Annotated in this window: 9 protein-coding genes; 3 read left to right on the top strand and 6 right to left on the bottom strand. The window is 71.5% G+C overall.

Translation table 11 applies throughout. From position 1 onward, the window contains the following. Window positions 1-125 precede the first annotated feature (125 nt). From ACFW2E_RS27610 to ACFW2E_RS27590, 5 genes are all read right to left on the bottom strand, one after another. A complete protein-coding gene (locus ACFW2E_RS27610) occupies window positions 126-1,364 on the bottom strand; it encodes a branched-chain amino acid ABC transporter substrate-binding protein (RefSeq protein ID WP_384469774.1) in 1,239 nt (412 codons plus the stop codon). Between the two features lie 289 nt (window positions 1,365-1,653). Further along, window positions 1,654-2,271, bottom strand: a complete 618-nt coding sequence (locus ACFW2E_RS27605) for a Tat pathway signal sequence domain protein (RefSeq protein ID WP_384469773.1) — start codon at window positions 2,269-2,271, stop codon at window positions 1,654-1,656. Continuing rightward, window positions 2,268-2,606, bottom strand: a complete 339-nt coding sequence (locus ACFW2E_RS27600) for a hypothetical protein (protein ID WP_384469772.1) — start codon at window positions 2,604-2,606, stop codon at window positions 2,268-2,270. The genes ACFW2E_RS27605 and ACFW2E_RS27600 overlap by 4 nt, the downstream gene beginning before the upstream one ends. A 166-nt stretch (window positions 2,607-2,772) precedes the next feature. Then, window positions 2,773-3,264, bottom strand: coding sequence for a hotdog fold thioesterase (locus tag ACFW2E_RS27595; RefSeq protein ID WP_384469771.1), 492 nt, complete (start codon window positions 3,262-3,264; stop codon window positions 2,773-2,775). Window positions 3,265-3,313: 49 nt separating this feature from the next. Continuing rightward, the gene (locus tag ACFW2E_RS27590; protein WP_384469770.1) at window positions 3,314-5,593 is read right to left on the bottom strand and encodes an FdhF/YdeP family oxidoreductase; all 2,280 of its coding nucleotides are present in this window, start codon (window positions 5,591-5,593) and stop codon (window positions 3,314-3,316) included. Between the two features lie 218 nt (window positions 5,594-5,811). On the opposite strand from ACFW2E_RS27590, the gene polA reads away from it, so the two are divergent. Together polA and ACFW2E_RS27580 are read left to right on the top strand one after the other, a co-directional pair. Beyond that, window positions 5,812-8,538: a DNA polymerase I gene (gene polA, locus ACFW2E_RS27585; RefSeq protein WP_384469769.1), complete on the top strand. Its 2,727-nt coding sequence runs from the start codon at window positions 5,812-5,814 to the stop codon at window positions 8,536-8,538. Window positions 8,539-9,277: 739 nt separating this feature from the next. Continuing rightward, window positions 9,278-9,685: a hypothetical protein gene (locus ACFW2E_RS27580; RefSeq protein ID WP_384469768.1), complete on the top strand. Its 408-nt coding sequence runs from the start codon at window positions 9,278-9,280 to the stop codon at window positions 9,683-9,685. Here the strand turns inward: ACFW2E_RS27580 and ACFW2E_RS27575 are convergent. After that, complete coding sequence (locus tag ACFW2E_RS27575) at window positions 9,606-10,463, bottom strand: DUF4184 family protein (protein WP_384469767.1); 858 nt, start codon at window positions 10,461-10,463, stop codon at window positions 9,606-9,608. The genes ACFW2E_RS27580 and ACFW2E_RS27575 overlap by 80 nt on opposite strands. Before the next feature lie 307 nt (window positions 10,464-10,770). Here ACFW2E_RS27575 and ACFW2E_RS27570 point away from each other — a divergent pair, with 307 nt between their 5' ends. Continuing rightward, the gene (locus ACFW2E_RS27570; protein WP_384469766.1) at window positions 10,771-12,528 is read left to right on the top strand and encodes a lytic transglycosylase domain-containing protein; all 1,758 of its coding nucleotides are present in this window, start codon (window positions 10,771-10,773) and stop codon (window positions 12,526-12,528) included. Window positions 12,529-12,652 lie beyond the last annotated feature (124 nt).

The raw sequence follows: 12,652 nt of genomic DNA, 5'->3' as shown, positions 1-12,652 counted from the left end.
GTCTCGCGCGGTTCGGGAGCGAGCGCGTGTCTGTGTGGGGCTCGCGGTGGGAGTCCTGGCGAGCGCCGCCGGCCGCGCCCCCGCCCCCGGCCCCGCGCGGCTCTGGTGGTGCGGGTGTGGTGAGGTCAGCTGCCGTTGAAGGTGCCGGACTCCACGGCCTTCCAGGCACCGCTCTCGACCGAGTAGACGGTGAGCTGCTTGTTGGTCGCGTCACCGTACTCGTCGAAGGAGACCTTGCCGGTCACACCGTCGAAGGAGACGTTCTGCATCGCCTCGGTGATCTTCGCGCGGGCGTCGGACGGCAGCTTGCCGCCGTTGTCGTCCACGACCTTCTTCACGGCCTCGATGATCGACCAGGTGGAGTCGTACGAGTAACCGCCGTACGCGCCGTACTCCTCCTTGTAGCCGCCCGCCTTGTAGTTGGCGACGAACTCCTTGGCGGAGGGAAGCGTCTCGACCGGCGCGCCGACCGAGGTGGCGAGGTCGCCGGTGGCGCTGGAACCGGCCAGCTTGATGAAGTCGTCGGCGTAGATGCCGTCGCCGCCGACCAGCGGGATCTTGGCGCCGGCGGCCTTGATCTGCTTGCTGAGCGGGCCGGCCTGCGGGTACTCGCCGCCGTAGTAGACGACCTGGGCCCCGGAGTTCTTCACCTTGGTGGCGACCGCGGAGAAGTCCTTGGTGTCGGGGTTGATGTGCTCGGTGCCGACCACCTTGCCGCCGAGCTTCTTGAACTCGTCGGTGAAGGTCGCGGCCAGGCCCGCGCCGTAGGTCTTCTTGTCGTCGATGACGAAGACCTTGGTCTTCTTCGCCTTGTTGTAGACGTACTGCGCGGCGAACGGGCCCTGGATGGCGTCCGTGGTCGCGGTGCGGAAGTACGACTTGTACGGGCGCGCCTTCGACTTCTGCCAGTTGTCACCCTGGGTCAGTGCCGGGTTGGTGTTGGCCGGCGAGACCTCGACCAGCTTGGCGTCGTCGAAGACCTTCTGCATCGACTGGGCCACGGAGGAGTTCAGCGGGCCGACGACGCCGAGGACTTCCTTCTCGCCGACGAACGCGGTGGCGTTCGTCTGGCCCGAGGAGGGCTGCGCCTGGTCGTCGCGGGCCTCGATCTTGAAGTTGACGCCCTTGACGTAGTTCTTCTTGTTGGCCTGCTTGGTCGCGAGGTCTGCCGAGTTCTTGATGCCCAGGCCGAGCGCGGACAGGTCGCCGGTCAGCGGGGCGTCGACGCCGATGACGACGGTGGTGCCGCCACCGTTGCCGGAGTCAGAGCCCTTGTCGCCGCTGTCACGCGAACCGCAGGCGGTGAGGGTGAGTGCTCCCGCCGCCAGCGCGGCGGTGATGGCGATGAGCGAACGATGACGCACGATCAGTCCTTTCCCCTGGCACGACCGCATCCCCGTGGAAACGGTCGAGTCGCCCGCAGAGTCGAAGTGAGAATCCGACGGCGTGGTGACTGGCCGTGACTCTAAGCGCGGGTGGGGAAGGTCGAGGAGTGTCTGACGAATGCTGTGACGCTCTTGTTATGACACGAGGTAACGCACAGCGGTACACCGTGGGGGGAACAGCGGAATTCAGGCCGATTCGCCCGGTCCGCATTGTGAGAACCCGCAGGACTCGCCCCGATCCGTTCAGGCGTCTCAGGGGTTTTGGTGATTACCTCAACTTGTTGCTGCAGGCTACTTGCAAGGCCTCTGAGAGGTGTTGTGCGTAGCGTGACCCGAGGATGAAACTCTGGGTCTGTATTGCGCGCGTATTACGTAGAGTTACTTCCAGGAAAGGCAGCCCGGCGTCCTTCGGCGCCTTTCCGCAATCCGTCACATGCATGGTTATCGTGATCTCGCGGGGAGGGCCCGCCTTTGTCCTGAAGGGCGCGCGGGGGGCCACGGTCAGCGAGAGTCCGGCGTACGGCTGGGTCACCCGGGTCACGGTGACCGGTGGTCCGGACAGAACGGTGAGTGACGCCGCGAAGCTGAAACTGCGGGGCGGGGCGCCGGGCGGAGTGGGCCGGCCGTCGAGGAAGGCCATCTCCACCGCCTGTGCGGGGTACGGCGGTTCGGGCGGCGGCGGTTGCTGCGGACGGGTCGCGTAGAGGTAACCGCCGCCCGCGAGGAGCGCGGCCGCCGCGCCCAGGGCCAGGACGGCGCGGCGATGGCGGGCGTACAGCGGCGCGAGACGGGTGTGCGTGCCGCCCGGCGGGCGGACCGCCGCCGTCTCGTGGGCGTCCCACGCGTGCGTGCCCTCACCCGGCTCCACGGGGCCCACGCCGCTCATCGCCAGGGCCCTCCGTCCGGGGTCCCGTCGCGATACCGGCCGGCGCAGGCCGAGCGTGCCTGACGGTCGATCAACTCATCAGCCGCCGAAGCCCCTTGACGCCGTTTCGCGGCACGCGCGGCGTCCACGACCTGCCGCAGGATCTCGTACTGTCCGTTGGACAGTCCCATCGACTGGTAGTCGCCGTAGGTGCCGCTGTCGAGCACCCTGTGCGACCAGTGCGCGACGATCCTGGCGCACAGCTCCGCGTCGGACGTCGCGGACGCCGTCGCGGACGCCTGCGCGGAGGGGGAGCGGAGACCGGTGTCCCCGGAGCGAGCGGATCCTTCGGCCATGGGCCCGGACCCGTCGCACCCCGACGTCAACACGCCTGCCAGCAGAGCCAGTCCGAGCCCCGCTGCGGTCACCCCCGGCCGGGGGCCTCCTCGCCGTCCCATGTGCCGACGCTAAGCGGACGGACGGCGCGGAGCAACGGCCCGGTGGTGACCGCTCGGGCCGGGCTCAGTCCTGGGCGGGCCGGACGTGCGCCTCGTCGCCCGGCTTCACGTCCCGCAGCAGACAGGTCAGCCGGGCGGTGCACACCCGGCGCTCCTGCTCGTCGCTGATGATGATCTCGTACGTCGCCGTCGACCGCCCCTGGTGCACGGGCGTGGCCACCCCGGTCACCAGACCCGAGCGCACCCCCCGGTGATGCGTGCAGTTGAGGTCCACACCGACCGCGATCTTGGAGCTGCCCCCGTGCAGCATCGAACCCACCGAGCCCAGGGTCTCCGCCAGCACGGCGGACGCGCCCCCGTGCAGCAGCCCGTACGGCTGCGTGTTCCCCTCCACGGGCATCGTCCCGACGACCCGCTCGGCGGAGGCCTCGACGATCGTCACGCCCATCCGCGTGCCGAGGTGCCCCGCGGAGAACAGCGCCGGCAGGTCGACCCCGAGCGCGGCGTACTCGTCGATGACCTCCTGCGGGAACTTCACGTTCTGCTGCTCACCCATGGGACCCGGCTCCGTTCGTCGTACACCTGTCTGTCGGCTGAGCAAACGCTCAGTCGGTGGCCGATTGTTCCAGACGCACGACCACGGACTTGCTGGCCGGGGTGTTGCTGACGTCGGCGGTGGCGTCCAGCGGTACGAGCACGTTGGTCTCCGGGTAGTACGCCGCCGCACACCCCCGGGCCGTCGGGTAGTGCACGACCCGGAAGCCCGGCGCCCGCCGCTCCACGCCGTCCTGCCACTCGCTCACCAGGTCCACGTACGACCCGTCCGCGACCTCGAGGGCGCGCGCGTCCTCGGGGTTCACCAGCACCACCCGGCGGCCGTTCGTGATGCCCCGGTAACGGTCGTCGAGGCCGTAGATCGTGGTGTTGTACTGGTCGTGCGAGCGCAGTGTCTGGAGGAGCAGCCGGCCTGCCGGCAGCTCGGGATACTCGACCGGCGCCGCCGTGAAGTTCGCCTTGCCGGTGGCCGTCGGGAACCGCCGCTCGTCGCGCGGGGCGTGCGGCAGCGTGAAGCCCCCGGGCCGGGCCACGCGCGCGTTGAAGTCCTCGAATCCGGGGATCACGCGGGCTATGCGGTCACGGATCGTCGCGTAGTCCTTCTCGAACTCCTCCCACGGCACCGTGCCGTCCTCGTCCAGGACCCGGCGCGCGAGACGGCACACGATGGCCGGCTCGGACAGCAGATGCGCGCTCGCGGGCTCCAGCCGGCCACGGGAGGCGTGCACCATGCCCATCGAGTCCTCGACGGTCACGAACTGCTCGCCGCCGCTCTGAAGGTCCCGCTCGGTACGACCGAGCGTCGGCAGGATCAGCGCCCGCGCGCCCGTGACGACGTGCGAGCGGTTCAGCTTGGTCGACACGTGCACGGTCAGCCGCGCCCGCCGCATGGCCGCCTCGGTGACCTCCGTGTCCGGGGAGGCGGAGACGAAATTGCCGCCCATGGCGAAGAACACCTTCGCCTCGCCGTCCCGCAGCGCGCGGATGGCCCGTACGACGTCGAAGCCGTGCTCGCGCGGGGGAGCGAACCCGAACTCCTTCTCCAGGGCGTCCAGGAAGGCCGGGGCGGGCCGTTCGAAGATGCCCATCGTGCGGTCGCCCTGCACGTTCGAGTGACCGCGCACCGGGCACACGCCCGCTCCCGGGCGGCCGATGTTGCCGCGCAGGAGAAGGAAGTTGACCACCTCACGGATGGTCGGGACGGCGTGCTTGTGCTGGGTGAGGCCCATGGCCCAGCAGACGATGGTGCGCTTCGAGGCGAGCACCATTCGCAGGGCCTCGTCGATCTCCGCGCGCGTGAGACCGGTCGCCGCCAGTGTCTCGTCCCAGTCGGCGGCACGGGCGGCCGCGGCGAACTCCTCGTACCCGTGGGTGTGTTCGCGGACGAACTCCTCGTCGACCGCGCCCTCCGTCTCCAGGACCAGCTTGTTGAGGAGGCGGAAGAGGGCCTGGTCGCCGCCGATGCGGATCTGCAGGAAGAGATCGGTCAGCGCGGCGCCCTTGAGCATGCCCTGTGGGGTCTGCGGGTTCTTGAAGCGCTCCAGGCCCGCCTCGGGCAGCGGGTTCACGGTGATGATCCTCGCGCCGTTGGCCTTGGCCTTCTCCAGGGCGGAGAGCATGCGCGGGTGGTTGGTGCCCGGGTTCTGCCCGGCGACGACGATCAGGTCGGCCTTGTAGAGGTCCTCGAGCCGGACACTGCCCTTGCCGATGCCGATCGTCTCGACCAGCGCCGAGCCGGAGGACTCGTGGCACATGTTCGAGCAGTCCGGCAGGTTGTTCGTCCCCAGCCGGCGCGCGAACAACTGGTACAGGAAAGCGGCCTCGTTGCTCGTCCGCCCCGAGGTGTAGAAGACGGCCTCGTCGGGGGAGCCCAGGGCGGCGATCTCCTCGGCGACGATGTCGAAGGCCCGCTCCCAGGTGACGGGCTCGTAGCGCTCGCCGCCTTCGGGCAGGTACATGGGGTGCGTGAGCCGGCCCTGCTGGCCCAGCCAGTAACCGCTGCGGTTCGCCAGGTCGGCCACGGTGTGCGCGGCGAAGAACTCCGGGGTGACCCGGCGCAGCGTCGCCTCCTCGGCCACCGCCTTCGCGCCGTTCTCGCAGAACTCCGCCTTGTGCCGGTGGTCCGGCTCCGGCCAGGCGCAGCCCGGGCAGTCGAAGCCGTCCTTCTGGTTGACGCGCAGCAGCGTCAGGGCGGTGCGCTTCACGCCCATCTGCTGCTGAGCGATGCGCAGGGTGTGCCCGATGGCGGGAAGCCCCGCCGCCGCGTGCTTCGGCTCCGCGACCTGCGGTGCGTCCTGGACCGGATCGCTCTTGGGCGGCTTCGTCGCCATCGCACGCTCTCCTTACTACTGCGTCTGCCGTGCCGGGGATGCCCCGCCATCCACCGGATTCCCGAATCCTCGCACGTGCCGGGGACAGGGATCGAGACCGGGGCGAGGCGGGACCGGTACCGGTCCGGAGCCTGCGGGGACCGGGGACGGGCGGAATCGGCGCCCGCGCCAGGCCACCGCAGTCCCGGCTGTCAGTGCGGCGTGGCAGGATCGGGGGCGTGGCAGAGACAGCATCGAAGAAGACCGACAAGACCCCCGGCGGAGACCGTCCCCGGCTGATGCTCATGGACGGGCACTCGCTGGCCTACCGCGCGTTCTTCGCGCTGCCCGCGGAGAACTTCACGACCGCGACGGGCCAGCCGACGAACGCGATCTACGGCTTCGCGTCGATGCTGGCCAACACGCTCCGCGACGAGGCGCCCACGCACTTCGCGGTCGCCTTCGACGTCTCCCGCAAGACCTGGCGCTCCGAGGAGTTCACGGAGTACAAGGCGAACCGCTCCAAGACCCCGGACGAGTTCAAGGGCCAGGTCGAGCTGATCGGCGAGCTCCTGGACGCGATGCACGCCCCGCGCTTCGCGGTCGACGGCTTCGAGGCGGACGACGTCATCGCCACGCTCGCCACCCAGGCCGAGGCCGAGGGCTTCGAGGTGCTGATCGTCACCGGGGACCGCGACTCCTTCCAGTTGGTCACCGAGAACACGACGGTGCTGTATCCGACGAAGGGCGTCTCGGAGCTGACCCGGTTCACCCCGGAGAAGGTTCTCGAGAAGTACGGGTTGACGCCCGCCCAGTACCCCGACTTCGCGGCCCTGCGCGGCGACCCGTCCGACAACCTCCCGGGCATCCCCGGCGTCGGTGAGAAGACGGCCGCGAAGTGGATCAACCAGTTCGGTTCGTTCGCGGAGCTGGTCGAGCGCGTCGACGAGGTCAAGGGCAAGGCCGGGCAGAACCTCCGCGACCATCTGGAGGCGGTCAGGCTCAACCGCCGGCTGACGGAGATGGTGCGCACCGTCGGGCTGACGAGGACCGTCGCCGACCTGGAGCGGCAGCCGTACGACCGCAAGGCCGTCGCGATGGTCCTGGACACCCTGGAGATCAGGAACCCCTCCCTGCGGGAGCGGCTGCTCGCCGTCGACCCCGGAGGCGAGGAGGCCGAGTCCACCCCGGTCGTGACCGCGGGCGTGGAGCTGGACGGCACCGTGCTCGGCACGGGCGAGCTGACCCCGTGGCTCACCGGGCACGGCACGGGGACCCTCGGCGTCGCCACGGTCGACGCCTGGGCCCTCGGCGCCGGCTCGGTCGCCGAGATCGCGCTCGCCGCGGCCGACGGCGCGGCCGCCTGGTTCGACCCGTCCCAGCTGGACGAGACCGACGAGAACGCCTTCGCGACCTGGCTGGCCGACGCGGACAGGCCCAAGGTCCTCCACAACGCCAAGGGCGCCATGCGGGTCCTGGCCGAGCACGGCTGGCGCGTCGAGGGCGTCAGCATGGACACCGCCCTCGCCGCCTATCTGGTCAAGCCGGGCCGCCGCTCCTTCGATCTGGACGCCCTGTCCCTGGAGTACCTGGGCCGGGAGCTGGCCCCCGCCGCCGCGGCGGACGGCCAGCTCGCCTTCGGCGTGGACGACGGCGCCGAGGCCGAGGCCCTCATGATCCAGGCCCGCGCGATCCTCGACCTGGGCCAGGCCTTCGAGGGCAGGCTCGAGGAGGTCGGCGCGGCGGACCTGCTGCGCGACATGGAGCTGCCCACCTCGGCCCTGCTCGCCGAGATGGAGCGGCACGGCATCGCGGCCGACCGGGCGCACCTCGAGGCCATGGAGCAGATGTTCGCGGGCGCCGTGCAGCAGGCCGTGAAGGAGGCGCACGCCGCGGCCGGGCACGAGTTCAACCTGGGCTCGCCCAAGCAGCTCCAGGAGGTCCTCTTCGGCGAGCTGGCCCTGCCCAGGACCAAGAAGACCAAGACCGGCTACACCACCGACGCCGACGCGCTGGCCTGGCTCGCCACGCAGACCGACAACGAGCTGCCGGTGATCATGCTGCGGCACCGTGAGCAGGCCAAGCTGCGCGTCACGGTCGAGGGCCTGATCAAGACGATCGCCGGGGACGGCCGTATCCACACCACGTTCAACCAGACGGTGGCGGCGACCGGCCGTCTCTCCTCCACCGACCCGAACCTGCAGAACATCCCGGTCCGTACCGACGAGGGCCGGGCGATCCGCCGCGGCTTCGTCGTCGGCGAGGGCTTCGAGTCCCTCATGACCGCCGACTACAGCCAGATCGAACTGCGTGTGATGGCCCACCTCTCCGAGGACGCGGGCCTGATCGAGGCCTTCACCTCCGGCGAGGACCTGCACACCACGGTCGCCTCGCAGGTGTTCGCCGTGGAGCGCCCGGCCGTCGACGCGGAGATGCGCCGCAAGATCAAGGCGATGTCGTACGGTCTGGCCTACGGTCTGTCGGCCTTCGGCCTCTCGCAGCAGCTGAACATCGAGGCGGCCGAGGCCCGCGCCCTGATGGACGTGTACTTCGAGCGCTTCGGCGGGGTGCGGGACTATCTGCGGCGCGCGGTCGACGAGGCCCGGGCGACCGGCTACACGGCGACGCTCTTCGGACGCCGTCGTTACCTGCCCGACCTCAACAGCGACAACCGTCAGCGTCGCGAGGCGGCGGAGCGGATGGCCCTCAACGCGCCCATCCAGGGCACGGCGGCGGACATCGTCAAGATCGCCATGCTCAACGTCGGCCGGGCCCTGCGGGAGGCGGACCTCAAGTCCCGCATGCTCCTCCAGGTCCACGACGAAATCGTGCTGGAGATCGCCCCCGGCGAGCGCGAGGCCACGGAGGAGATCGTCCGCCGCGAGATGGCCGGGGCGGTTCAGCTGAGGGCACCCCTGGACGTGTCCGTGGGGGTGGGCCCGGACTGGGAGTCGGCAGCCCACTAGCCGCCGGGGGTTCGGCGGGGGGCGAGTTTCGGCCAAAGACGCTACTCGCCCTCGTCGCGTCCGGGCCGGCCGCGGCCCAGGGGACCCGGCAGCGGTGCGGCGCGCGGGCGATGTCGGCGGCTGTGGTCGGGCGTGGATGGTTTCCGAGGCCGGCGTTGTGGGCCCGGGTGGGAGCCGTCGAGCCGGGTCGGTGATCGGTGGCTCTGGTTCCGGCGCCGGGTGGAATCCGTGCCCGGGCGGCCCGCCGCCGGTCGGTCCCTTCGTGGCCGTGAGCACGCGCCTCGGCGCCGTCCGGTGGTGTCGAAGCCGGTCGTGCCCGCGGTGGAGCCCACCCGGGCTTTGGGGGCGGGGACTGGGCGCGCGAGCGGGATCCCCCGCCAGCGGGTACGGCGCGCGGACCGCCCCCGCGGCGAAGCCCGCCCAGCCTCCGCCCAGCCTCCGCCCAGGCTCCGCGGGGCGGGGGGCATGGCCCCCGGCACAAGGGATCCCCCCGGTGACGCTGCCGTGTGCGGCCGGTGTCGGGTGCGTGCCGGGGCTTCATGGCGCCGGTCGGTCCCGTCGCGGCGGTGACCGGGCGCCTCGGCGTCGGCCGGTGTCCGACCGGCCGCACCAGCGGCGAAGCCCATCCAGCCTCTGCCCGAACCCACCGGCGCAACCCGGCCCAAGCCCCCGCGGGGCCCGTCACTCACGTGGCCCCCGCCAGAACGCCTCCGGCACTCCGGCCCGCAAGGATGCGGGCATGGGTATACGCATGCTCCACCGCCGGACGGTCCAGGCGCGGAACACGGCCCAGGCCGACGCCGCCGCGGCCCCGTCCATGCCGCCCTCGCGGATCCCGGCCCTCGCGGCCGACGCAAGCACCGCCCGCATTCCCACCGACCTGACGGCAGCCGTGCGCAAGGCGGCGGTGAGCCTCAGACACCGGCTCACCACCGGGGCCTTCAGGGCGGACCGGGTCCTCGCCTGGCGCCAGTGGGCCGACCTCGGCCGCGGCTACCTCGCGCTGCTTCTCACCCTGCTCCCGAGGCCACGCCCGCCACGCAGGATGACCGTGTTCGTGGCGACCCTCATCGAGCGGCCGTACGGCTCGGCTCCGCGCGGCCGTCACCGTGAGCGGCGGGAACCCCGGCCGGACGCCACACCCTGACCCCGACGGCGTACACCAGCAGCCCCAGCACGAGTCCAGCCCCCGCCCCGAAGCACACCGTCGGCACCACCTCCCAGGGCTTCACCGCACCCCCGCCGCGGTACTCCCGCCACCGCGCCACCCGCTGCTCCGCCCCGGCCACCGCGCAGCCACCGATCACGGCTCCGGCGATCCACCGGTCCCGTACCGACAGCCGCGGCACCCCCACCGGTTCGCCCGCGGGCGCCCGCCGTACCGCGTACGTCAGGAACGCGGCGATCACGATCGCGGCCACCGCCGAACCGCCGTACTGCAGGTACCAGTACAGTGGCGCGCCCGCCAGTTCACGGCCGAGCACCGGGAACAGCCGCATGCCCCACCGGTCGAGGTGCGTGAACGCGTCCCACACGACGTGGGTGAGCGCGCCGAGCGCCGCCGAGCCGTACCACCACGCCACCGAGGAAGGCGTCGTACGCGCCCGGGGCGCCCCGCAGCGCAGCAGTGCCGCCACCCGCCCCTGCCGGGCCCGCGGCGGCAGCGCCATCAGCGGCTCCCGCACCAGCAGCCACAGTTCCACCAGCGCCCAGGCGATGAGCACGTCGACCGTGAAGACACCGGCGAACGAGTGGGTGACGTCCCCGAATTCCATCGCGCCCGGCAGGACACTGGCCGCGTAATAGGTCATGTCGGGAGAGAAGGAACCCGCGACGAGCACCGCCGGAACGAGGCGGCCGCGGCCGGATCCGTCTGCGCGCACCGCCGGCAGGACGGCGGCAGCATGGCTGAGAGTGAACGGCAACTGGGCTCCCCGCAACGGTCGTCGGCCGTACCTCCGACCGGTGATCACATCCGTCAAGTATGGGTTACGGCGAACCAGTTCAACGGCACATGGCCAACTGGTGAAAACCGGACGCCGCCGGGTGCCCTCGTAAAGCAAGTTGTCGTAGGGTCACCTGGGTTACGGCGCCGGGCGGCGTGGTCGAAGGCGCTGCCACATCGAACGAACAGTGCAACGGGGGCAACCAGAGCACCGCGTCAACCGTCACAACAGGGCGAGCAGACAGACAGAGACGGGCGCTCGGGCGTCCACGGGAGGGGTTCACTCCATGACGGCGCATTTCGGCAGGCGGCTGCGCAAGGGGGCGGCGACGACCGCCGTGGCCGCGGCGGCGGTTGCGGCTCTCTCCGCGTCCCAGGCTCCGGGTGTGACGGCCGACGACCAGGGCAGACAGGCCGCCGCCGGCGCCTCGCTCCCGGCGCCCGACGTGGAGTCCGACGGCAACGCCACCGGCAACTCGCCGTACTACACGGACCTTCCGCCGCTCAACAGCCCCAGCCCCAGCCCGTCACCGTCGTCGGGCACCGGCGGCACCCCGGTCGCCCAGGGCGAGGCCGAAGCGGGCATCCCGGCAACCGTCCTCGACGCGTACAAGAGGGCCGCGGCGGAGCTGCGCGACTCCAAGCCCGGCTGCAACCTGCCCTGGCAGGTCCTCGCCGCCATCGGCAAGGTCGAGTCGGGCCAGGCCCGCGGCGGCCGTGTCGACGCGAACGGCACCACGCTCAGCCCGATCCTCGGCCCGCAGCTCGACGGCAACGGCTTCGCGCTGATCAAGGACACCGACCACGGCCGGTACGACGGCAACAGCCGGTACGACCAGGCCGTCGGACCCATGCAGTTCATCCCCTCGACCTGGGCCTGGGCGGGCCGCGACGGCAACGGCGACGGCGCCAAGGACCCCAACAACGTCTACGACGCCGCGCTCGCGGCCGGCCACTACCTGTGCCGCAACGGCTGGGACCTGTCCACCCAGGCGGACCTGAACCGCGCGATCCTCAGCTACAACGACTCGCAGGACTACCTGAACACGGTCCTGTCCTGGCTGGAGTACTACAGCAAGGGCACCCACTCGGTCCCCGACGGCGCCGGCAGCCTGCCCTCGGGCCGCAGCGACGGCGGCGGGAAGGACCGGAGGGGCGGGACGAACGGGAAGAACCCGTCCCCGTCGCCCTCGAAGCCCGGCAAGGAGAGGCCGAAGCCGGACCCCGGCAAGCACGACGGCGACACGAAACCGGGCCCGCAGCCGACCCCGCCCTCGCAGACGCCCACCGACACGGTGGACCACCTGGAGGACGCGGGCACCGCCGAGCTCACCACCATGGCAGGCGACGCGTTCACCAAGAGGATCAGCACGCGCGCCGAGACCAAGGCGGGCAAGGCCGTCGCCAAGGTCAGGATCCGGTTCATCATCACCGGGGACACGGACGCCGCCTTCACCGGCGGCGAGCGCGTCGCCACGGCCGTCACCGACACCAAGGGCGTGGCCGTCGCGCCCACGCTCCAGGCGGGCGAGAAGACCGGCGACTTCAAGGTCCACGCCGCCGTCGTCGCCCGGTCGGTCAGCGGCGTCGACTACAAGGCCACGGTCACCGCGCGCGCCGCCGACACCCTCGCCCGTACCAGCGACACCGCGCCGACCTGCACCCCGGGCGGAGAGTTCGCCGACCAGGTCGAGGTGAAGGCCACGTACAAGGGAGCGGTCGCGGACAAGGTCGCGGCCACCGCGACGCTCGTCAAGTCGGCGGACGACCCGACCGAGAACGACAAGGGCCCCTACTTCAAGGACGCCGACGGCAAGGCCGTACGCACCCTGACGGACCTGCAGACGGACGCGGACGGTCTGCTCAAGCTGCCGAAGCTGTACGCGGACGACGCCACCGGGACCTTCCTGCTCCGCATCACCACCACCGGCGGCGCGACGCTGACCGTCCAGCTGACCGTCGCCGCGGCCGACCCGTCGGCGAGCCCGTCGCCCAGCACCTCCGCGAGCCCGTCCGCCGGTTCCTCGCCCAGCCCCTCCGCATAGGACCGGCCGCGTTCCACAGGGCGCCCCTCCGCCCCGGCGGGGCGGCGCCCCCCCCGGGGTGTGGCCCGTGGGGGGGTCTTTGGCGGCCGGTGCGACGGGGGCGGGTGTGACGTAGAGTCAGGAG

Source organism: Streptomyces sp. NPDC058964, assembly GCF_042741275.1.
GTDB lineage: Bacteria > Actinomycetota > Actinomycetes > Streptomycetales > Streptomycetaceae > Streptomyces.
Note: the sequence above shows the minus strand (reverse complement) of the source record. Positions and strands in the feature narration are given on the sequence as shown.

Excerpts from the sequence above, each read along its gene's own strand:
- ACFW2E_RS27600 (WP_384469772.1), bottom strand. The coding sequence starts at position 2,606 with ATGGCCGAAGGATCCGCTCGCTCCGGGGACACCGGTCTCCGCTCCCCC.
- ACFW2E_RS27595 (WP_384469771.1), bottom strand. The coding sequence starts at position 3,264 with ATGGGTGAGCAGCAGAACGTGAAGTTCCCGCAGGAGGTCATCGACGAG.
- ACFW2E_RS27580 (WP_384469768.1), top strand. The coding sequence starts at position 9,278 with ATGGGTATACGCATGCTCCACCGCCGGACGGTCCAGGCGCGGAACACG.
- ACFW2E_RS27590 (WP_384469770.1), bottom strand. The coding sequence starts at position 5,593 with ATGGCGACGAAGCCGCCCAAGAGCGATCCGGTCCAGGACGCACCGCAG.
- ACFW2E_RS27605 (WP_384469773.1), bottom strand. The coding sequence starts at position 2,271 with ATGAGCGGCGTGGGCCCCGTGGAGCCGGGTGAGGGCACGCACGCGTGG.
- ACFW2E_RS27570 (WP_384469766.1), top strand. The coding sequence starts at position 10,771 with ATGACGGCGCATTTCGGCAGGCGGCTGCGCAAGGGGGCGGCGACGACC.